This window comes from Mycobacterium sp. (assembly GCF_049683935.1).
GTDB lineage: Bacteria > Actinomycetota > Actinomycetes > Mycobacteriales > Mycobacteriaceae > Mycobacterium.
The window spans coordinates 1-19,276 of sequence record NZ_JBAUJR010000139.1; the positions used below are offsets into that span (position 1 = coordinate 1).

Consider the following 19,276-nt stretch of genomic DNA (forward strand, 5'->3'; position numbering starts at 1 on the left):
GTCTCTGAGTCAACCGGCCGCCGACGGGGTAGTACTCACCGGTGAACAAAGACAAGCCGAACACCACCGAGTCCGACGCGGGTTCGGGCGAAGCCGACAACGATGTGCTCAGCGATCCGTCCAAGGGGGCTGAGGAAGGGGCCGACTGGTCCGACGAGGGTGGTGCCACCCCCAGCGGGCCGGCGACCTGACAGTCAGTCGCGGTCGGCGAGCACCTGCTGCGCGGCGTTGTAGCCCGGGATGAAGGTGATGCCGGGGCCGCCGTGGCATCCCGCACTGGCCAGATACAGGCCTTCGATCGGAACTGGTTGATCGCCATAGCCTTTCGGCCCGGGACGATTTTGACCCATCTGCTCCGGGTGGATGAGCCCATGACAGTAGTCGCCGCCCGGTGCCCCGAACATCGTTCCCATGTGCTTGGGCGTGAACGTCGTATGGCGCAGGATCAGGCTCTCGAAGTCGGGGGCCAGTCTGGTGATCTTCTCGATGACCCGACGCCCCATCTCGGCCTTCATGTCCCCATAGCTCGAATCGCCCGACTCGATCGGGAACCACAGGGAGAACGCCGAGACCGCGTGTTTGCCCGGCGGCGCCAGGCCGGGGTCGTTGGCCGACGGTATCTGCAGTGCGATGGCGGGGTCGGCGGGAACGATGCCGCGCCCCGAGTCCTGCCACTGCTGCTGCAGCTCTTCAGGTGTGGAGAAGATACCGATCGCCGACTGGTAGTCCGGATCGTTGAGCACCTCATAGGGCTCGGCGAATGTCGGCGGTCCGTCGAGGGCGAAGTGCATCTGCAGGTAGCTGCCGCGATGGTCGATGTGCGAGAAGCGTTCTCGGATGTCGGGCGGCATCGCGGCGGGGTCGATGAGCCCGTTGACGGTCAGATCCGGCGCCACACCGGAGACGACGACAGGTGCGTGCAGCGTCGTCCCGTCCTCCAGACGCACTCCGGCGACCCGACCGTCGGCGACCACGATCTCGTCGACCTTGCTGCGCAACCTCAATTCCCCGCCGGCCGCGCCGAACATCTGCAGTAGGTGCTCGGTCACCGCGCCCATCCCGCCGCGGAACTTCTTGATCAGCGTCGCGTTCTCGTCGGGCACGGCAAGCCCGAAGGCCAGCGCGGCGGCACTGCCCGGTGTCGCGGGTCCCCGGTAGGTGGTGTTGACGGCCAGGAAGGCCAGCATGCCGCGGAGCGCGCCGTGCTTCTCCCGGTCCGGCAGATACCGGTCCAGCACATCGGTCACCGACCCGAACAGCATGTCACTGATCGCCTGGCGCTCGAATTCATTGGTGGCACAGGCATACATCTCGTCGAGGGACTTCGGCGGTTGTGCCGCATCGAAGCGACCGAGCGCCCTCGTCGGTGCCTGGCACCAGGCCATCAGACCCGCCATGCCGTTGACGGCCTCCGCGCCGTGGACCTCGTTGAGGTGGGTCAGCAGCTTCATCGGGTCGGTGTAGTAGATGACGGGATCGTCGCCGACACCCCGCAGCTGCACCGACATGACCTCGAGGTCGACGGTGGGTAGGCCGTCAAGTCCCAGCGCCTCACTGACCACCGCCGAGGTGGGCACCTGCACCGAGCCGGCGATCTCGAATCTGAAACCGTCGAAGAGCTCGACAGTGGAGGCCATCCCGCCCGGGTAGAGCTTGGAATCCAGACACAGAGTGTGTAGCCCGGCCTGCTGCATGAGCGCCGCAGCGGTCAGTCCGTTGTGCCCTGCCCCCACGACGATGGCGTCGAAGTCCGTCATCGGCTGAGGCTGACACGACACCCAGGTTTTGTCAATATTGACGAAACTTTTTGGCGCCGGAATTGCATTCCACCAGCAGCACAAGATCGAGGACGAGCCTGCCGGAATGCAATTCCGGCGATCTAGAGGCGGTCGTTGATCCCGGTTCTCAGCAGTTCCAGGGCATGCCGGCACAACCGGTCCAACTCCGACAGCGAGCGGTCCTCGCCGAGCATCCACACCTCCATCGCGCCGAACACCGCGGCCGCGATACACCGTGCGGTGACGGTGACCCGCATCCGCTCGTCGGTGCCGGGCGCAGGCGGGTCCGCCCCGGCCAGATGCCCTTCGACCGCCTCGGCGAAATCGGCCTCGACCTGGCGGAGGTGACGCAGGATCCGGCCCGGGTCGAGTTCCTGCGAGCGCATCGTGGCGATCTCGGCGACAGCCCAGTCGTCATACGGCGAGGCCATGATCGCCGACTGCACCGATTCGATGATCGACTCGTCAGCGGAGCGCACGGCCAGTGCAGCCCGAAACCAGTGCAGACCGGCGTCGTAGTCGGCGAACAGCAGATCGTGTTTGGATGCGAAGTGTCGATAGAACGTCCTAAGCGATACCCCGGCATCTGTGGCGATCTGTTCGGCCGACGTGTCCTCGACGCCCTGAGCAAGGAAACGGACCACTGCCGCCCGTCGCAGGGCTTCCCTGGTGCGCTCACTGCGCGCCGTCTGGGCCGGTCGGACCATCTGCGTAAGTTACCTCACCCCGCAACGTCAATATTGACAAAAGCTTCAGCCACGGCCGTCGGTCGCCACAGCCCTGTTGACAGGTCGGACCCCGTCGCTTTGACTTGCTGGTCAACGAGTTTGCCGACGATCCATTCGACGTCGCGACCGATCTGCCGGGAGGGGCGCAACGGCGGCGCAGTTTTTAGACGGCGCCGGCACGAATTGAGATCGAGCAGATGACCATCAAGAGATCGCGGTGTAGCGCCGCACATCACAGGGGGAGCTTGTGAAAGTTCATCATCTGAACTGCGGCACGATGCAGCCACCCGGGGTGGGTCCACTGGTGTGTCATGTGCTGCTCATCGAAACCGACAGCGGGTTGGTGCTCATCGACAGCGGGTTCGGCTCGTTGGACTGCGCCAAGCGCGCTCGCTTCGGGCAGATCCGGCGCCACCTCATCCGTCCGGTGTTCGACCCTGCCGAAACCGCCTTGAGCCAGATCGAGAAGCTCGGGTACGAGCGCTCCGACGTCCGCCACATCGTCCTCACCCACTTCGACGCCGACCACATCGGAGGCATCGTCGACTTTCCCGACGCACAGATCCACATCACGGCCGCAGAAGCCGTCGGCGCCATGCGGTCCCGCTCATATCGAGACCGGGTGCGCTTTCGGTCTGTGCAGTGGGCGCACGGCCCCAGGATCGTCGAGCACGACGTCACCGGGGAGGCATGGCGCGGCTTCGCGGCCGCCAAGGAACTCTCGGAGATCTCTCCCGGCTTCGTGTTGGTGTCCCTGCCCGGTCACACCCGGGGGCATGCCTGCGTTGCTGTCGATGCCGGCCATCGTTGGATACTGCATTCCGGCGATGCCTTCTACCACCACGGGACCATCGAGGGTTCTCCGCCGACACCGGTAGCGACAGCCAAACTCGAGAAGCTCATCGCCTTCGATCGGAAGATGGTGCGGAACAACCATTTACGCCTCGCCGAGCTACATCGTCGCCAGGACCCGGACCTGATGATCGTGTGCTCGCACGACGCGGTGCTCTATGAGCGGGCCAGGGCTACCGCGCTGGTGTGATCAGGCCTGGACGCCGAAGCACGCCGGTAGACCACCACCCGCCCGCCCAGGTGTGGCGCAGTCGCGATGCCACGCGACCTGCGGCGCTCCGCCGGAGCATTGGTGGTCGAGAACTCGAACTCGCGCAACATTTCTCGCAAGAATACAGTCATCGGCGCCGCGAAGGCGGCACCGATGCAGCGTCGGACGCCTCCGCCGAACGGGATCCACGTCAGCGAGTCCGGACTCCGGCCGACGAACCGGTCCGGGTCGAACTGCTGCGGCTCGGCGAAATGACGCGGCGAATTGTGCATCAGCGCGATGCTGGGCATGATGCCGTGACCTTCGGGGATGACCCAGTCCCCCAGGCGGATCCGTTGCTTGGCCACCCGGAACATCGCCTCGATGACAGGTCTGGTCCGTTGAACCTCCCAGACGGTGGCCTGCGTGAGTTCGGTGCCGCCGGCATCGACTTCCGCAGTCAATCGACGCAGCAGCTCCGGATGTCTGCGCAGCCGCTCCAGCGCCCAGGCCAAGGTGGTGGCGGTGGTTTCGTGACCTGCCGCCAGCAGCGTCAGCAGCTCGTCGGCGATGTGCTCGTCGGCGAGCACCGACCCGTCCTCGTGGCGCGCACTCATCAGCAGCGCCAGCACGTCCCTGCGATCGTCGAACCCGGGATCGGTACGTGCCTGGGCGATCAGGGAGGCGATGACCTCGTTGTAGCGGGTGCGCGATCTCAGCACCCGCCCCCACGGGCTCCACGGCCCGAGATCCTTGCGCAGCGCCGGGGGCAGCACCACCATCAGAGACGCCAGCGGAACCATCGGGGGAAGCAATCGACGAAGTTCGTCGAGCTCGGCGTCACGCGCCCCGAATACCGCCCGCAGGATCGCGTTGAGGGTGATCCTCATCATCGGTTCGAGCGTCGAGAACTCGCGGCCCTCCGGCCAGTTCGCGGTCTCCCTGCTGACTTCGTCGGCGACGATCGCTTCGTAATCGATCATCCGTCTACCGTGGAACGGGGGAAGCAGCACCTTGCGGCGAGCGCGGTGCTCGTCACCGTCGAGGCTGAACGACGAGCCGGGGCCCAGCACCGCACCGAGGTTGGAAGCGCGGTTGGCCAGCTCGCTGTTGGCCGCGAAGAGCTCCCTGACCAGCGCCGGGTCGCTGATCACCATGGTGGGACCGAAGATCGGCAGCTCGATCGTGAAGCTCTCGCCGTATCGTGCGGAGATCGCGGCCAGAGCGCGGCGGCGCGCAGTGAAAAAGCCCAGCGCCGCGGCGACTTTCGGGATAGGTGGGCCCGGCGGCAAGCGGACGGGATCGGTGGTGACCTCAGCCATCGTCAGCCCCCGTGCGGACTCAGCAGGGCGATCGACGCGTCAACGGCCTCGTCCGTGACGTCGCTCATCCGGCCGCCCTCCTCCACGGTGATCGCCGTCAGCTCGCGCAGACCGCCGAGCAGCATGATGATTCGCCGCCGTGACACCGGACCGATGCCGGCCGCGCGAAATTCATCGGTGGCGCCGAGTGCGCCGACCATGTCGATGAAACTCTCCATGGCGTCTCGCTGCAGTCCCCGGGCTGCAGCCCCCAGGGCGGGCACGTCCCGGATCCAGCTGACCATCAGCGCCGAGCGCGCCTCCCCGGAGGAGATCCACGCCTCGATGGCCTGGCGCACCTGCTTCTGCCACGGCGCGCTGGAATCGACTGCGTCGGAGATCTGTCGGACCTGCGCGGCGTTCGCGTCCGAGAGCAGCGCGACGAAGCACGCCTCCTTGCTGTCGAAATGCTCGTAGAAAGTCCGCCGGGAGGTTCTCGCCCGACGGACGATGGAGGCGACCGTGGTCTTGACGTAGCCGTCCTCGGCGATCGACGCCTCCAGGGCAACGAGCAGCCGCCGGCGAAAGTCGCCCCTGTCGGCATCGGCGCTGCTGTTCGGGTCGGTACCAGTCATGTCTCGGACATGATTCCACGACTACCTGCAGTAGTTGCGGGTGGCGAAGTCGACGGCCTGCCGATACAGCGGGTCCAGCCCGCGTGCCTGGATGACCGCCGCCTTGGCTGCGTCGAGGTCGGCGCGACACATCGGCGAGTGCAGCACCTGCCACTCGTCGGCCATCTCGGTGACCATCGTTCGGTTGAGCCCGTCGATGGTGGACCGCGAGGCCGACAGATCGGGCGCATCGGCAGGAGCCACCGCGGGGTCGAATTTCCACTGAGCAAGCCGGGTGTACTGGATGGCGGTGGTGGCGTCGATCTGGTCGCGGAACACGGCCGTCACATACGCCGGGTCGATGTCGCGGTCCGTCGCCTGGCCGGCGACAGCGTCGAGCACCTGCTGGCTCGCGCACGGGGTCCTCGATCAGCCCGCCGCCGACGAATTTGGAGGCGGCCACGGGCTCTGCGACCTGCAGCCGCTGCGCGGCGGCGTCCACCAACGGAAACAGCGGATTCGGTGGTTGGCCGGATGCGGCGGGGGCGAGGGAGAGGAACGCAGCAAGAGCGGCACACGAGGCGACAGTGCGCATCAACCAGTTGATCATGCTGTGGCCAGGGCCGGGATCGAACCGGCGACCTTCCGCTTTTCAGGCGGACGCTCGTACCAACTGAGCTACCTGGCCGGACGGCACCGATCACTTCAACCACGAAGTGCCTCGCCGCAATGGCGACCCTGACGGGACTCGAACCCGCGACCTCCGCCGTGACAGGGCGGCGCGCTAACCAACTGCGCCACAGGGCCTTACTGTGCAACTCCCCCACCGATCGGGTCGCTGCGAGTACCCCCTACGGGATTCGAACCCGTGCTACCGCCGTGAAAGGGCGGCGTCCTAGGCCACTAGACGAAGGGGGCCAGGCCGAATCTCTTCGGGGTACTCACAACATCCATCTCGTTGGGAGCTTCGATAGCTTAGGGTACTGACACCCAAATCCTCAAACGAGCCGGGCGCCGCTATCCTTTGCAGAGCCTTTCCGCATCCACCCACACGCCCCTATAGCTCAGTTGGTAGAGCTACGGACTTTTAATCCGCAGGTCGCAGGTTCGAGCCCTGCTGGGGGCACCAGAGAAGCCGCGCGCGACGAAAGCTCAGCGGAAGTAGAGCTCGTCGCCGGATGGGTAGCCGCCACCGGTGGTGGTCACGTGGACGTGGTCGTAATGCCCGTATCCGCCGGATCGCCCGCCTCCGGGCGTGTAGTACGCGCCACGCCAGATCGCGTCCTGGATTCCGAAACGCTCGGCGTTGGCCATCACGTAGGCGACGACCTGATTCCCGAGGGCGATTCCCGCCTGCGACGTCGGATTGGGGATCATCACGTCGATCGCCAAGCCGTTGGGGTGCCATTGCAACGAATCCTGGCGATGCCCGCCGATGTTCGTGATCTCGGGGAACACTGCGCTGATGCTGCGTGCGGTCAGGATGGTGCGGACCTGCAGACCGCGCTCCGGCGCGGCCCCCGCCGGCAGAGTGCGGCTGACGACGCGCCACCTCGATGCGGAGACCAGCGACACCCCCTCCGGCGCCGTGCTCGCACTGGCCTGGACGATGGTTCTGGCCGGGTCGGGCAGGACGGGCGGCGACGCGACGACCTCGACGCAGCAGAGCGGGGTCGACTCTTCGACGACAACGGGCGCCTGCTCGGCGACGGGGGTCACTTCAGCTGCCTCGAGAGGAGGCCCTGCGTCGCCCCTGACGACAAGAAACAGAGCTGCGGGTGCGAGAACCGAGGCCACGAAGACAGACGGGTGGCGTCGCTCGTCAGCTAGAGAGTGCCGGCCCACGCCAAGCAACATAACCGGAAACGGTGGAAAGTACAGCACCGGTCGAGAAAATAGAACACGGCGCGCTGATCGTTACCCGACCGGTACTCGTCGGTTAGCGAAGGTATACGTCAACTCGCCGGCCTCGAGCAGCAACGGCGTTGATGCAGGTCAGAGGCGACAGTCACGCAATAGCGAACAGCAACGCCACGACCGTCAGCACGCCGAGAATCCCCAGCACCACCGCGACGGCCCACGGTGCGCCGGTACGGCGTGGTTGGTGCACAGTTTCGTCCACCCCGTCCAGGCTGGCGAGCATCTGCCCGGCGCTGTGGAAACGCCACCGCGGATCGCGTGACATCGCCCGCTCGATGGTCAGCGCAAGCGCCGGATCGATATCCGGCCGCAGCGTGGTGAGCGGTGTCAGGTGTCCCGCCGCGATCGCATCCGCCAGGGCGCACAGGTTCGCCTGGGGGTAGGCCCTGCGTGCCGTCAGCGCCTCGTAGGCGACGACGCCGAGCGAATACAGGTCGTCACTGGCCGTCGCCGGCCGCCCCGCGATCCGGTCGGCTGGGAGATAGGCCATCGTCCCGAAGATGCGGTTGGTGAGCGTCTGCGGCGTGTCCGCGCTCTTCGCGACACCGAAGTCGGCGATCTTCGCCACTCCGAGCGGAGTGAACAGAATGTTGGCCGGCTTGATGTCGCGGTGCAGTACGCCGCGGGAGTGCGCCGCACCGAGTGCGGACAACACGTCTCTCATGATCGCGCGGACCTGCTGGCTGGACAGCGGTCCGCCACGTGCCAGTACGTCGGCCAGATTCTGCCCCGGGAGGCGCTCCAACACGATGTACGGCCTGCCGTAGTGAATGCCCGAGTCGTGCACGGCAACCACGTGCGGGTGGTTGAGCCGGGCGGCAGCGTGGGCCTCGGTCGCGAATCGACGCCTGCTGTCGGGCTGGGTTCCCAGTGACGGATACAACAGTTTGACCGCCACCGGCCGCCTCAGCCGGATGTCCCAGCCGTCGCGCACTTCGGCCATGCCGCCGCGGCCGAGAACGCCCCGAAGCTCGTAGCGTCCGCCCAGAACCTCCGGCGCGTGCATGACCTCAAACTAGCCGCCCGGGCACAAAAGCAAACCTCGGCGAGCATCCACAGACCCCGGCACTCCGCGAAATCGTATGATCGGCAGCGTGTTCTACCAGCCTGTTCGCCCACCGTTCTGGCGCCGCCACACGGTGATGACTGCGCTGGCGCCGGCGATGGCGTCGTGGTGGCTGTGGCACGGGTGGTACGAGGCGCTCGCAGTGGCGGCCGTCGTCGGGCTGTTGATCGCCGCCCACCGGCACCGGCGCACCGTGGCGGTGCGTGACGCAGGCCTGCGGGCTCGCGCCGAGTACGAGCACCGACTCAGCCTGGCAGGAGACCCTCGTGGGGTGTTCGGCCGATATCCGCCGGTGCAGCCGGGCTGGTATCCCGATCCCTGCCCCGCCATCGGGGCTCGCCAGAACCGTTACCAGTTGCGCTATTTCGACGGCGCGGTGTGGACGCCCCACGCGGTATCGCGCTAGCCGTCACCTAGACGGGCGGGCCCTCGATGCCGACGCCGATCGTGATGTGCGGGTGCGCCGTCGGGTCCAGCCACTGCAGTATCGAACGCATCTGATCCCGGCCGACGGCCACACATCCCCAGGTGGGTTCACCGTCGGACACATGCAGGAAGATGCCCGCGGAACGGCCGGGTATCCGCTGCGGGTTGTGCTCGATGAGTACCGCGTAGTCGTAGATCGGTCCCGAATCGAAGAGGTTCTCAGCGTCCTCGGAATAGATCTCGGCGGCATGGACATGCGTGTTGTAGGTGGGCGAGTCGACGTCCTCGTCCCACCAGTCCGCGTCGGTCGTCTGGAAGTAGGGCATGCGGGTACCGGGATTGGGCTCTCTGCCGAAAGCCTGACCGAGCGGGAACGTTCCCACCGGGGTACGGAAGACGTCGTCGGCGGGAGCCCCGAGACCGAGCTCGCCGAAGTCGGCAGGCGTCGGGCCCAGAACGACCCGCCACTGAGAACCGGAGCGTTCGTACGCGGTGAGGCTTCCCGTGGGCGACTCGGCGACGGGAGCACTGACGACGATCATCTGCGTAGGCCGGGAATCCGGCTGCCCCGCTGCCGGACTCGCCAACGCGGTGCCCGCGATCAACAGAACCGGTCCGACGCCCCTGGCGAGCTTGCTCAGCACCACCCGAAGGTAGCTCAGCGGTAGACCTTCGGGCTGTAGTAGTGCGGGTCGTCCCGGTACTCGACGGGCGGGAGGTTGCGCGCCGGGGTTTCGACGAGCGGCGCGTCGGCCGGCAACCGCCCGTGCGCGCGATCCCAGGCCGAACGTTTCCGGGGATGCATCAGCATCCGCTTCGGCAGCAGCCTGGTCGCCTGGAACACGACCCGGCCGAAGAGACGGTGCAGCCGTTCCTGGCGGGGCGACCACGTCAGGCCCATCAGCTCGCGGACCGGCGGGTCGAACAATCCCACGGTGGTGAAGTTGAAGAATCTCTGCAGCGCCGTCACATTGAGCCGCCACATCCAGTCGGGCATCCATTCCAGCGACGGATGCTTGGTCATGGTGGACAGGTCGAGTACCTCGCGCGCGGCCCAATTGTTCTCCAGGACATTGCGGCACATGTGATCCCAGTACTCCTGGAATTCCTCCCAGGTGTTCGGCACCGGCCGCATGCTCATGCCGTACATCCGGTACCACTCGACGTGCTCGTCGAAGAGTTGGCGCTTCTGCGCCTCGGTGAGGCCACCACCGAGCCATTCCGCGGCGAGCAGCGTCGACTTGAAGAACGTGGCGTGTGCCCAGTAGAAGACCTCGGGGTTCAGCGCGCTGTATCTGCGGCCCTGGTCGTCGACACCTTTGATGCCGATGTGATAGTCGCGGACCTGAGCGCCGGTCCTCGGCGCCCGATCGCCGTCGAACACCACGCCGCCGATCGGATAGACCGATCGATAGAGTCGCTGCATCCGCTCCAGGAAGAAGATCGAGTGCTGCGCAACGGCCGCTCCGAGTTGCGGATGCATGTTCTGCATGGACCCGGCCCACGGTCCCTGCAGCATGCCCGTCCACTGACCGAAGTACTTCCAGGTCAGCGACTCCGGACCGAGAGGCGCAGGCACCGAGTCGTACCCCCCGGGCGCCGCCGGGCAGCCGGCTGCAGCCGCCGCAGATCCGGTATCGGATGCGCTGGTCACAGGGCACGAGGCAGACGTATCTTGAGTCACCAGGTGATCTTTCCGTGAAAGTGTCTTGTCGCCCGCACGATATTTTGACTACGAGCGTTGTCAACAAAGCTTAGGAGTGATGTGCCGTCCGGTCAACGACGCGGCAGATGGTCGGGTGTCCCGCTGCAGGATCGCCAGGCACTTCGCCGCGGCGAGCTGATCACCGCTGGGATCGCGCTGCTGGGAAATCGCGGCGGTCCGACGCTGACCGTGCGCGCAGTCTGCCGGGCTGCAGGCTTGACCGAGCGCTACTTCTACGAAAGCTTCGCCGACCGGGACGAGTACGTCGCGGCCGTGTACGACGACGTGTGCAACACCGCGATGGCGACGCTGATGAAGTCCGGCAGCCCGCGAGACGCCGTCGAACGTTTCGTGGCGCTGATGGTCGATGACCCCGCGCGGGGCCGGGTCCTGCTGCTCGCCCCCGAGGCCGAACCGGTGCTGGCACGGTCGGGCGCGGAGTGGATGCCGAACTTCATCGACCTTCTCCAGCAGAAGCTCACCCGGATCACCGACCCCACCGCCCAGGCGATGATTGCGACAGGCCTCATCGGGGCACTCAGCGCACTGTTCACGGCGTATCTCGACGGTCGACTGGCCGCCACTCGGGAGCAATTCATCGACCACTGTGTTGAGCTACTGCTCAGCCGGGCGGCGACGGAACGTCCCGCCGACCTCGGCATGAGCCGTGGCGCGGTGACTTGAATGTGACCGGGATACACAGATATATTGACTGCACCCATCAGGTACAGATAAACCGGGAGGTGTCGTGCCGAAAGACCTGACCGACCTGCAGCTGCTGACCGAGCTCGAGCCCGTCGTCGAGCAGAACGTCAACCGCCACATGCGGATGCGCAAGGACTGGAATCCGCACGACTACATCCCGTGGTCCGACGGCAAGAACTACTACGCCCTCGGCGGCCAGGACTGGGATCCGGAGCAGTCGAAGCTCTCCGACGTCGCCCGCACGGCGATGATCACCAACCTGCTCACCGAGGACAACCTGCCGTCCTACCACCGCGAGATCGCGATGAACTTCGGCATGGACGGACCGTGGGGTTTCTGGGTCAACCGTTGGACGGCCGAGGAGAACCGGCACGGTATCGCCCTGCGCGACTACCTCGTCGTCACCCGCGCAGTCGACCCCGTCGAACTCGAACAGCTGCGCATCGAGCAGATGACCCGCGGCTTCAGCCCCGGCCAGAACGATCAGATCGAGGCCGACCTGTTCGCCGACAGCCTCTTCGATTCGGTCATCTACGTGACGTTCCAGGAGCTCGCCACCCGCGTGTCGCACCGCAACACCGGCAAGGCCTGTGAGGATCCCATCGCCGACCAGTTGCTGCAGCGGGTCTCGGCCGACGAGAACCTGCACATGATCTTCTACCGCGACGTCACCGAGGCGGGCTTCGAGATCGCCCCCGACCAGGCGATGAAGTCGCTGCACAAGGTGCTTCGCAACTTCAAGATGCCCGGATACACCATCCCGGACTTCCGCCGCAGGGCCGTCACGATCGCTTCCGGCGGTGTCTACGACCCGCGGATCCACCTCGACGACATCGTGATGCCGGTGCTCAAGAAGTGGCGCATCTTCGAGCGCGAGGACTTCAACGGCGAATCCGCCCGGATGCGCGACGACCTCGGCGTCCTGGTCGACGAACTCCAGGAGGCCGTCGACAAGTTCGAGGTCGCCAAACAGCGCCGCCTCGAGCGGTTGGCCCAGATGGCGGAGAAGAAAGCCGCCAAGGCTCAGCTGGTCGGATCATCAACCTCGTAACCACCGCTCCCCGACCGGCCCGATCTGCGTTGCGGATCGGGCCGATCGCGTTGCGCAGCCCCGTCGTGCTCGCCCCGATGGCCGGGGTGACGAATGTCGCATTTCGCACGCTGTGTCGCGAATTGGAGTTGGCTCGGGCCGGGACCGTGAGCGGACTGTACGTGTGCGAGATGGTGACCGCGCGCGCCCTCGTCGAACGTCACCCGGTCACGATGCACATGACGACCTTCGCGCCGGAGGAATCCCCGAGGTCACTTCAGCTCTACACCGTCGACCCGGAGAACACCTACGCGGCGGCCAAGATGATCGCCGACGAGGGCTTGGCCGACCACATCGACATGAACTTCGGCTGCCCCGTCCCGAAGGTCACCAGACGCGGCGGCGGCGCGGCGCTGCCGTTCAAGCGTCGGTTGTTCGGCCAGATCGTGGCGGCTGCGGTACGCGCTACCGAAGGCACCGACATTCCCGTCACCGTGAAGTTCCGCATCGGTATCGACGACGACCACCACACCCACCTCGATGCCGGACGGATCGCGGCGCAGGAAGGGGCGGCTGCAGTCGCCCTGCACGCCCGCACTGCCGCGCAGCGGTACTCCGGCACCGCCGACTGGGAACAGATCGGTGCGTTGAAAGCCCACGTCACCGATGTTCCGGTTCTCGGGAACGGTGATATCTTCGACGCCCGAGATGCGCTGGACATGATGACCGCGACAGGCTGCGACGGCGTCGTGATCGGCCGGGGTTGTCTGGGCCGGCCGTGGCTTTTCGCCGAACTGTCCGCCGCGTTCACCGGGGTACCGGCGCCCACCCCGCCGACACTCGGCGAGGTCGCGACGATCATCCGTAGGCACGGCGAGCTCCTCGCGGCACACTTTGGAGAGGACAAGGGAATGCGGGACATCCGCAAGCACGTGGCGTGGTACCTGCACGGGTTCCCGGCGGGAGCCGACCTTCGCCGGTCGATGGCACTGGTCAAGACGATCTCCGAGCTCGACGATCTCCTCGGGGAGCTGGACCCCGACGTGCCGTTTCCGCCGGCCGCCGCAGGACCTCGCGGACGGCAGGGCTCCCCCGGGTCGGTGACCCTCCCCGAGGGCTGGCTCAATGATCCCGATGACTGCACAGTGCCCGTCGGGGCGGATGTCATGCACTCGGGCGGCTGAGCTCAACGGTGTCGAGACAGTGTCGAAAGAGTCCCGAGACACCATCGACCCCTTAGTCCGGCTAGCCGTTTCACAGGTTGTCTCAGTACGATGAGGGTTCACATGCCTGTCTCCGGTCGCGGAGCAGGCGCGAGTGCTCTAGACAGTTAACAGGCATTCGGCGCTCTCGGCGCCGAGGTGCGATGACGCACTAACGCCGTTGGGAAGCTGGAAGGCCGGTACGAACATGAGTGACGGCGGTAACGCCACTCCTGGCCGTCCCCTCCCCGGCGACGACGACAGGGCCGACGACCAGGCCCACCCTGACTGGCTTACCCGATCGCGGCAGCCGATGCCAGGCGCCGCGCCGTGGGAGCGTGCAGTCGACCCGCACCGCTCCAGCGATGCAGGAAGCGAAGCCCCGCCACCCGAACCGGTCACCGTCGCTGACCTGATCGCGAAGATCAGGGGCGACGCCCCCCTCTCGGAACCGAGACGCCACCGCGCCGAACCAGAGCCCGAAGACGAAGCCGACCGTGGATATCTGGCCGAACCCCCAGGCCCAGCCGAATCCGAAGAACTGGCCGATCCCGAGCCGTATCCCGACCTGGACGACCTCGACACCGCCGTTCTGCCCGTGGTGGCGTCGCCGGTCTCCGAAATCCCCTTCCTCGCCGGCCCACGGGCGCGCCCCCCGGTCGCCGAGCCCACAAAACGCAGCCATCACCGCAGCGTGGTGGTGGGACGGGTGGCCGCGGCGCTGATCGCCGTTCTCGCACTCGCATTGACCGGCGGCGCCTGGCAGTGGCAGTCATCGAAGAACAATCTGCTCAATCGGGTCTCGGCGCTGGACCCGGATTCCCGCGACATCGTGGACCCGAATGCGCAGTTCGGCGACGAGAACTTCCTGATCGTCGGCGTCGACAGCCGCTTCGGCGACAACCTCGAAATGGGCGCGGGCACCACCGAGGACGCGGCCGGCTCGCGGTCGGACACCATCATGCTGGTCAACATCCCCGCCAACCGTGAACGTGTGGTCGCGGTGTCGTTCCCGCGAGACCTCGAGATCGACCCCATGCAGTGCGAACCGTGGAACCCCGAAACCCGCGAGTACGGGCCGATCATGGACGAAGAATCGCCGATGTACGGCATGGAGACCGTCCACACCGAATACAAGCTGAACTCGGCCTTCGCCGTCGGTGGGCCCAAATGTCTGGTCAAGGTGGTCCAGAAGTTGTCGGGGCTGCACGTCAACCGCTTCATGGCCGTCGACTTCGCCGGATTCTCCAAGATGGTCGACGCCCTCGGCGGTGTCGAGGTGTGCAGCACCACCCCGATCGAGGACTACGAGCTCGGCACGGTGTTGCCCGTCGCCGGACGCCAGGTGGTCGACGGCCACACCGCACTGAACTATGTACGCGCCCGGCAGGTGACCACCGAGATGAACGGCGACTACGGCCGGATCAAACGCCAGCAGCTGTTCCTGTCCTCGCTGCTGCGTTCGCTGATCTCCAGCGAAACCTTCTTCTCGTTGTCCAAGCTCAACAACGTGGTCAACATGTTCATCGGTGACAGCTACGTCGACAATCTCGACACCAAAGACCTCGTGAACCTCGGCCAGTCGGTGCAGGGCGTGTCGGCAGGTCGCATCACCTTCGTGACCGTGCCGACGGTCGGATACGCCGACGAGTGGGGCAACGAGATCCCGCGCACCGACGACATGCGCGCGCTGTTCGCGGCGATCATCAACGACGACCCCCTCCCCGAGGAACGCAACGCGGACGACTCCCCGGTGCCCGGCACCGAGACGCTGGCCGGTGCCGGCGACCCGAACTCCGACGATCCCGCCACCGACGGCGGTGAGCTCGTCGACGCCGTGGCCACCGATCCGCAGGCCGTCACCGTGCAGGTCTCCAACGCGACCGCCGAGAGCGGTCTTGCCGCCACTGCGGCGGACTCGTTGCAGACGCACGGCTTCAACGTCACGACCCCCGACGACTACCCGGGTCCGCTGACGGATACGACGGTGTTCTTCTCATCCGGCAACGAAGAAGCCGCCGCCACCGTCGCCTCGTCGTTTGCGAACCCGACCATCGAGCGGGTCAACGGCATGGGTGATGTGGTGCAGGTGGTGCTCGGCAGCGACTTCAACTCCGTCGCCGCCCCCACCCCCAGCGGATCTCCCGTGCAGGTCCGGGTGCTCCAGGGCTCCAGCAGCACCACGTCGACTGAACTGCCCGAGGATCTGACGGTCACCAACGCCGCCGACACCACCTGCGAGTAGTGCCGGCATCGTCTGGGCAGGCGGCATTCACCTGTCGTTCACCCACCAGTTCGTGACGAACGGGCAGGTCAGACCGTAGGCTGGACTCCATGCGAACCGCGTACCACGAACAACTTGATGCCCTGAGCAGCCAACTCGGCGAGATGTGCGGCTTGGCCGGGCTCGCCATGGAGCGGGCCACCCAGGCCCTGCTTCAGGCAGATCTGGCGCTTGCCGAGCAGGTCATCACCGATCACGAGAAGATCGCCGCCATGAGCGTGCGCGCCGAGGAGAACGCCTTCGTTCTGCTCGCGCTGCAGGCGCCGGTGGCCGGTGATCTGCGGTCCGTCGTGAGCTCAATCCAGATCGTCGCCGACGTCGACCGGATGGGCGCGCTGGCACTGCACGTCGCCAAGATCGCACGGCGCCGCCACCCTCAGCATGCGCTGCCCGAGGAGGTCAACGGGTACTTCGCCGAAATGGGCCGGCTTGCAGTCGAACTCGGTCAGAGCGCCCAGGAGGTCTTGATATCACGGGACCCGGAGAAGGCCGCCCGGATCCGCGAAGAAGACGATGCGATGGACGACCTGCACCGGCACCTGTTCTCGGTGCTGATGGACCGCGAGTGGAAGCACGGCGTCGCCGCGGCCGTCGACATCACGCTGTTGGGCCGGTTCTACGAACGCTTCGCCGACCACGCGGTCGAGGTGGCCCGTCGGGTCATCTTCCAGGTCACCGGCAGCAACCCCGACGAGACGGAGCTGCCGCTTCCTCGTTGAGCCACAACGCAATACGAAGGAACCCCCCGGGAGATCCCGGGGGGTTCCTTCGTTGCGGGTACGGACCTAGCCGAACCGACCGGAGATGTAGTCCTCGGTGGCCTTCTGGGTCGGGTTGGAGAAGATCTTCTCGGTTTCGTCGATCTCGACGAGGCGGCCCGGCTTGCCGGTGGCCTCGAGGTTGAAGAACGCCGTCTGATCGCTGACACGCGCTGCCTGCTGCATGTTGTGCGTGACGATGACGATCGTGTAGTCCTGCTTCAGTTCTGAGATCAGGTCCTCGATCGCCAGAGTCGAGATGGGGTCGAGCGCCGAGCACGGCTCGTCCATCAGGAGCACGTCAGGCTGCACGGCGATGGCGCGGGCGATGCACAGTCGTTGCTGCTGACCGCCGGACAGACCGCCGCCGGGCTTGTCCAACCGGTCCTTGACCTCGTTCCACAGGTTGGCGCCCTTGAGGGACCGCTCGGCGACCTCATCGAGGTTCTTACGTGCCCCCTGCAGCTTCAGCCCGGCCACCACGTTGTCGCGGATCGACATGGTGGGGAACGGGTTCGGTCGCTGGAACACCATGCCGATCGTCTTGCGGACGCTCACCGGGTCGATGCCGGAGGCATAGATGTCCTCACCGTCCAGCAGTACCGAGCCCTCCACCCGGGCACCGGGCAGCACCTCGTGCATCCGGTTCAGCGTGCGCAGCACGGTCGACTTACCGCAGCCCGACGGGCCGATGAACGCCGTGACACTGCGCGGCGTGACCGACAAACCCACGTCGGCGACGGCGTGGAACGAACCGTAGTAGATGTTGAGATCTTTGAGATCCAGCCGCTTGGCCATGAGGCTCCTAAACTCTGTTCCGCGTCAGGTATCGGTTGATGAATGCCGCGGCGATGTAGAGCGCCGCGATGATCACGATCAGGGTCAGCGCGGCGCCCCAGACCCGCAGCACGCCCGCCGCTTCCGGGTTGACCAACTCGGTGAAGATCAGCAGGGGCAACGACGCCATGTTGCCTTCGAAGGCGTCCATGTTGATCGACCGGCTGTAGCCGACAAGCACCAGCACCGGGGCCGTCTCGCCCATCACCCTGGCCAGCGCCAGCAGGATGCCACTGATCATGCCCGGCAGTGCGGTGGGCACGACGACCCGAACGATGGTCTTCCACTTCGGAATTCCCAGGGCGTAGGACGCTTCCCGCAACTCGTCGGGGACGAGCTTCAGCATCTCCTCGGTGTTGCGGACGACGACGGGCAGCATCAGCAACACCAACGCCAGCGACACGGCGAAGGCGCTCTGCTCAAAACCCAGGGTCGAGATCCACAGCGCGAAGATGAAGAGTGCAGCCACGATCGACGGCACGCCGGCGAGGATGTCGACCATGAACGTGGTGACCTTGGCGAACCGGCCGCGGCCGTATTCGACGAGGTACACCGCGGCCATCACGCCCAGCGGCACCGACAGCACCGCTGCGATCGCCGCCTGGATGAGGGTGCCGTAGATCGCGTGGTAGACACCGCCGGCCATCTGCTCGGGCAGCACGCCGGACAGCGAGTTCGTCCACCACGTCGATGAGGTGATCGCGGTGATGCCTCTGGCCAGAACGGTGTAGATGAGCCAGACCAGCGGGATCATCGCAATCACGAACGATGCGGTGAACAGTGTTGTCGCGAGGCCGTTCTTGAACTTGCGGTTGGCGCTGACCGGGTGGAAGGTGGGTCCCTTCACCGCCTGGTCGAGTGTTGCCGTCATCCTCCACTAACCCTTCCGCCGGCCGCTGCACGTGCCAGCGCGTTGACGACGAACGTCAGCGCGAACAGCACGAAGCCGGCGGCGATGTAAGCACCTGTCGGCAGCGGAGAGCTGAATTCAGCTGCCGCCGAGGCGATCTTGGATGCGAACGTGTAGCCGCCGTCGAACAGCGACCAGGAGCCCGCCTGCGCGGCGGTGCGCAGGATGATCAGGATGGCGATCGTCTCACCGAGCGCGCGACCGAGGCCCAGCATCGACGCAGCGATCATGCCGCTGCGGCCGTACGGGAACACCGTCATCCGGATGACTTCCCACTTGGTCGCGCCGAGCGCCTGCGCGGCCTCGACGTGACCGCGGGGGGTGAGCGCAAAAACCTCACGGGTGACCGAAGTGATGATCGGCAGGATCATCACCGCGAGCACGATTCCCGCGGTGAAGATCGTTCCGCCGCCTGCCAGGGACACGTTGCCTTCCGAGAAGAGGAAGAACCAGCCCAGGCTGTCGTTGAGGAACGTCGCCACGGGTGTCAACCAGGGGGCGAGCACGAAGATGCCCCACAGGCCGAAGACGATGGACGGCACCGCCGCCAGCAGATCGACCAGCATCGCAAAGGGCCGCGCCAACTGCTTGGGCGCGTAGTTGGTCAAAAAGGCCGCGATGCCGATCGCGATGGGGACAGCAATGACCAGCGCGAACACCGAACTGAGCACCGTGACCATGAACAGGTCACGGATGCCGAAGCGGAGGTTGCCCGGGTCGGTGGTGAGGAACTCGGTGCTGAACAGGAAGTTGGCCTGGTTGGCCTGCAGCGACGGGATCGCCTTGATGATGAGGAACAGCGCCATCAGCGCGATGGCGCCGATGATGGTGGCCCCGGCGGCGATCGCGATGGACTTGAAGACGGTGTCGCCCCAACGTCCGCCGCCCTGCCTCAACGCAGACCCCTTTCCAGTTGTGGTTGGCATGTCGGGAGTATCCCCGCCCCGCGGGGGGCTCGCCGGTTTAACCG

19 protein-coding genes, 4 tRNA genes and 1 pseudogene are annotated in these 19,276 nt (G+C 66.1%); 9 read left to right on the forward strand and 15 right to left on the reverse strand.

The genetic code is table 11. The annotated features are described in order from the left end of the window. The first annotated feature begins 41 nt into the window (after positions 1-41). Positions 42-191, forward strand: a complete 150-nt coding sequence (locus WA965_RS08025) for a hypothetical protein (RefSeq protein WP_526299160.1) — start codon at positions 42-44, stop codon at positions 189-191. A gap of 3 nt (positions 192-194) precedes the next feature. Here the strand turns inward: WA965_RS08025 and WA965_RS08030 are convergent, their stop codons facing one another. Together WA965_RS08030 and WA965_RS08035 are read right to left on the reverse strand one after the other, a co-directional pair. After that, on the reverse strand, positions 195-1,757 hold the full coding sequence (locus tag WA965_RS08030; RefSeq protein ID WP_526299158.1) for a phytoene desaturase family protein: 1,563 nt from the start codon (positions 1,755-1,757) through the stop codon (positions 195-197). 122 nt (positions 1,758-1,879) lie between these two features. Continuing rightward, the gene (locus WA965_RS08035) at positions 1,880-2,485 is read right to left on the reverse strand and encodes a TetR/AcrR family transcriptional regulator (protein WP_526299156.1); all 606 of its coding nucleotides are present in this window, start codon (positions 2,483-2,485) and stop codon (positions 1,880-1,882) included. Positions 2,486-2,753: 268 nt separating this feature from the next. On the opposite strand from WA965_RS08035, the gene WA965_RS08040 reads away from it, so the two are divergent. Then, positions 2,754-3,548, forward strand: coding sequence for an MBL fold metallo-hydrolase (locus tag WA965_RS08040; RefSeq protein ID WP_526299154.1), 795 nt, complete (start codon positions 2,754-2,756; stop codon positions 3,546-3,548). On the opposite strand, the gene WA965_RS08045 is transcribed toward WA965_RS08040, so the two are convergent. From WA965_RS08045 to WA965_RS08070, 6 genes and pseudogenes are all read right to left on the reverse strand, one after another. Next, the gene (locus WA965_RS08045) at positions 3,515-4,870 is read right to left on the reverse strand and encodes a cytochrome P450 (RefSeq protein ID WP_526299152.1); all 1,356 of its coding nucleotides are present in this window, start codon (positions 4,868-4,870) and stop codon (positions 3,515-3,517) included. The two genes, WA965_RS08040 and WA965_RS08045, sit on opposite strands and share 34 nt — an antisense overlap. A gap of 2 nt (positions 4,871-4,872) precedes the next feature. Beyond that, the gene (locus WA965_RS08050; RefSeq protein ID WP_526299150.1) at positions 4,873-5,484 is read right to left on the reverse strand and encodes a TetR/AcrR family transcriptional regulator; all 612 of its coding nucleotides are present in this window, start codon (positions 5,482-5,484) and stop codon (positions 4,873-4,875) included. A 21-nt stretch (positions 5,485-5,505) separates the two neighbouring features. Further along, positions 5,506-6,073: pseudogene (locus WA965_RS08055) on the reverse strand (chorismate mutase). Positions 6,074-6,077: 4 nt separating this feature from the next. Next, positions 6,078-6,151: transfer RNA gene (locus tag WA965_RS08060), tRNA-Phe, on the reverse strand. Positions 6,152-6,193: 42 nt separating this feature from the next. After that, positions 6,194-6,270, reverse strand: a tRNA-Asp gene (locus WA965_RS08065). A gap of 38 nt (positions 6,271-6,308) precedes the next feature. Further along, positions 6,309-6,381, reverse strand: a tRNA-Glu gene (locus WA965_RS08070). Between the two features lie 135 nt (positions 6,382-6,516). Between WA965_RS08070 and WA965_RS08075 the strand changes: the two genes are divergently transcribed. Beyond that, positions 6,517-6,592 (forward strand) — tRNA-Lys (locus WA965_RS08075). 23 nt (positions 6,593-6,615) lie between these two features. Here WA965_RS08075 and WA965_RS08080 read toward each other — a convergent pair. Both WA965_RS08080 and WA965_RS08085 read right to left on the reverse strand, forming a co-directional pair. After that, positions 6,616-7,320: a VldE C-terminal domain-containing protein gene (locus tag WA965_RS08080; protein WP_526297428.1), complete on the reverse strand. Its 705-nt coding sequence runs from the start codon at positions 7,318-7,320 to the stop codon at positions 6,616-6,618. Between the two features lie 151 nt (positions 7,321-7,471). Further along, positions 7,472-8,389 (reverse strand): serine/threonine-protein kinase, encoded by a 918-nt coding sequence (locus WA965_RS08085; protein ID WP_526297430.1) that lies wholly within the window; start codon positions 8,387-8,389, stop codon positions 7,472-7,474. Between the two features lie 88 nt (positions 8,390-8,477). On the opposite strand from WA965_RS08085, the gene WA965_RS08090 reads away from it, so the two are divergent. Then, entirely contained in the window at positions 8,478-8,855 is a 378-nt protein-coding gene (locus WA965_RS08090; RefSeq protein WP_526297432.1) for a DUF2510 domain-containing protein, read from the forward strand. 7 nt (positions 8,856-8,862) lie between these two features. Here the strand turns inward: WA965_RS08090 and WA965_RS08095 are convergent, their stop codons facing one another. Beyond that, positions 8,863-9,519, reverse strand: a complete 657-nt coding sequence (locus WA965_RS08095) for a L,D-transpeptidase family protein (protein ID WP_526297434.1) — start codon at positions 9,517-9,519, stop codon at positions 8,863-8,865. A 14-nt stretch (positions 9,520-9,533) separates the two neighbouring features. Then, positions 9,534-10,559, reverse strand: coding sequence for an oxygenase MpaB family protein (locus WA965_RS08100; RefSeq protein ID WP_526297436.1), 1,026 nt, complete (start codon positions 10,557-10,559; stop codon positions 9,534-9,536). Between the two features lie 81 nt (positions 10,560-10,640). On the opposite strand from WA965_RS08100, the gene WA965_RS08105 reads away from it, so the two are divergent. From WA965_RS08105 to phoU, 5 genes are all read left to right on the forward strand, one after another. Then, complete coding sequence (locus tag WA965_RS08105; protein ID WP_526297438.1) at positions 10,641-11,264, forward strand: TetR/AcrR family transcriptional regulator; 624 nt, start codon at positions 10,641-10,643, stop codon at positions 11,262-11,264. Positions 11,265-11,328: 64 nt separating this feature from the next. Then, positions 11,329-12,336 carry an acyl-ACP desaturase gene (locus tag WA965_RS08110; protein ID WP_526297440.1) on the forward strand — a complete coding sequence of 336 codons (1,008 nt, stop codon included), beginning with the start codon at positions 11,329-11,331 and terminating at the stop codon, positions 12,334-12,336. Beyond that, positions 12,324-13,499 carry a tRNA dihydrouridine synthase DusB gene (gene dusB, locus WA965_RS08115; RefSeq protein ID WP_526297454.1) on the forward strand — a complete coding sequence of 392 codons (1,176 nt, stop codon included), beginning with the start codon at positions 12,324-12,326 and terminating at the stop codon, positions 13,497-13,499. The genes WA965_RS08110 and dusB overlap by 13 nt, the downstream gene beginning before the upstream one ends. Positions 13,500-13,725: 226 nt before the next feature. After that, positions 13,726-15,762, forward strand: a complete 2,037-nt coding sequence (locus WA965_RS08120) for an LCP family protein (protein ID WP_526297442.1) — start codon at positions 13,726-13,728, stop codon at positions 15,760-15,762. A gap of 89 nt (positions 15,763-15,851) precedes the next feature. Further along, positions 15,852-16,520: a phosphate signaling complex protein PhoU gene (gene phoU / locus WA965_RS08125; RefSeq protein WP_526297444.1), complete on the forward strand. Its 669-nt coding sequence runs from the start codon at positions 15,852-15,854 to the stop codon at positions 16,518-16,520. 66 nt (positions 16,521-16,586) lie between these two features. Here phoU and pstB read toward each other — a convergent pair whose 3' ends face one another. Genes pstB through pstC form a run of 3 tightly spaced genes read right to left on the reverse strand, consistent with a single transcriptional unit; the run spans position 16,587 to position 19,232 of the window. Beyond that, positions 16,587-17,357, reverse strand: a complete 771-nt coding sequence (gene pstB, locus WA965_RS08130) for a phosphate ABC transporter ATP-binding protein PstB (protein WP_178361809.1) — start codon at positions 17,355-17,357, stop codon at positions 16,587-16,589. A 7-nt stretch (positions 17,358-17,364) separates the two neighbouring features. After that, positions 17,365-18,267: a phosphate ABC transporter permease PstA gene (gene pstA / locus WA965_RS08135; RefSeq protein ID WP_526297446.1), complete on the reverse strand. Its 903-nt coding sequence runs from the start codon at positions 18,265-18,267 to the stop codon at positions 17,365-17,367. Then, positions 18,264-19,232: a phosphate ABC transporter permease subunit PstC gene (gene pstC, locus WA965_RS08140; RefSeq protein WP_526297448.1), complete on the reverse strand. Its 969-nt coding sequence runs from the start codon at positions 19,230-19,232 to the stop codon at positions 18,264-18,266. The genes pstA and pstC overlap by 4 nt, the downstream gene beginning before the upstream one ends. Positions 19,233-19,276: the final 44 nt, after the last annotated feature.

What these genes read in the sequence shown, in the direction of transcription:
- WA965_RS08030 (WP_526299158.1), bottom strand. Translation starts at nt 1,757, where the DNA reads ATGACGGACTTCGACGCCATCGTCGTGGGGGCAGGGCACAACGGACTG.
- WA965_RS08035 (WP_526299156.1), bottom strand. Translation starts at nt 2,485, where the DNA reads ATGGTCCGACCGGCCCAGACGGCGCGCAGTGAGCGCACCAGGGAAGCC.
- WA965_RS08045 (WP_526299152.1), bottom strand. Translation starts at nt 4,870, where the DNA reads ATGGCTGAGGTCACCACCGATCCCGTCCGCTTGCCGCCGGGCCCACCT.
- WA965_RS08050 (WP_526299150.1), bottom strand. Translation starts at nt 5,484, where the DNA reads ATGACTGGTACCGACCCGAACAGCAGCGCCGATGCCGACAGGGGCGAC.
- WA965_RS08080 (WP_526297428.1), bottom strand. Translation starts at nt 7,320, where the DNA reads ATGTTGCTTGGCGTGGGCCGGCACTCTCTAGCTGACGAGCGACGCCAC.
- WA965_RS08085 (WP_526297430.1), bottom strand. Translation starts at nt 8,389, where the DNA reads ATGCACGCGCCGGAGGTTCTGGGCGGACGCTACGAGCTTCGGGGCGTT.
- WA965_RS08120 (WP_526297442.1), top strand. Translation starts at nt 13,726, where the DNA reads ATGAGTGACGGCGGTAACGCCACTCCTGGCCGTCCCCTCCCCGGCGAC.
- phoU (WP_526297444.1), top strand. Translation starts at nt 15,852, where the DNA reads ATGCGAACCGCGTACCACGAACAACTTGATGCCCTGAGCAGCCAACTC.
- pstB (WP_178361809.1), bottom strand. Translation starts at nt 17,357, where the DNA reads ATGGCCAAGCGGCTGGATCTCAAAGATCTCAACATCTACTACGGTTCG.
- pstA (WP_526297446.1), bottom strand. Translation starts at nt 18,267, where the DNA reads ATGACGGCAACACTCGACCAGGCGGTGAAGGGACCCACCTTCCACCCG.
- pstC (WP_526297448.1), bottom strand. Translation starts at nt 19,232, where the DNA reads ATGCCAACCACAACTGGAAAGGGGTCTGCGTTGAGGCAGGGCGGCGGA.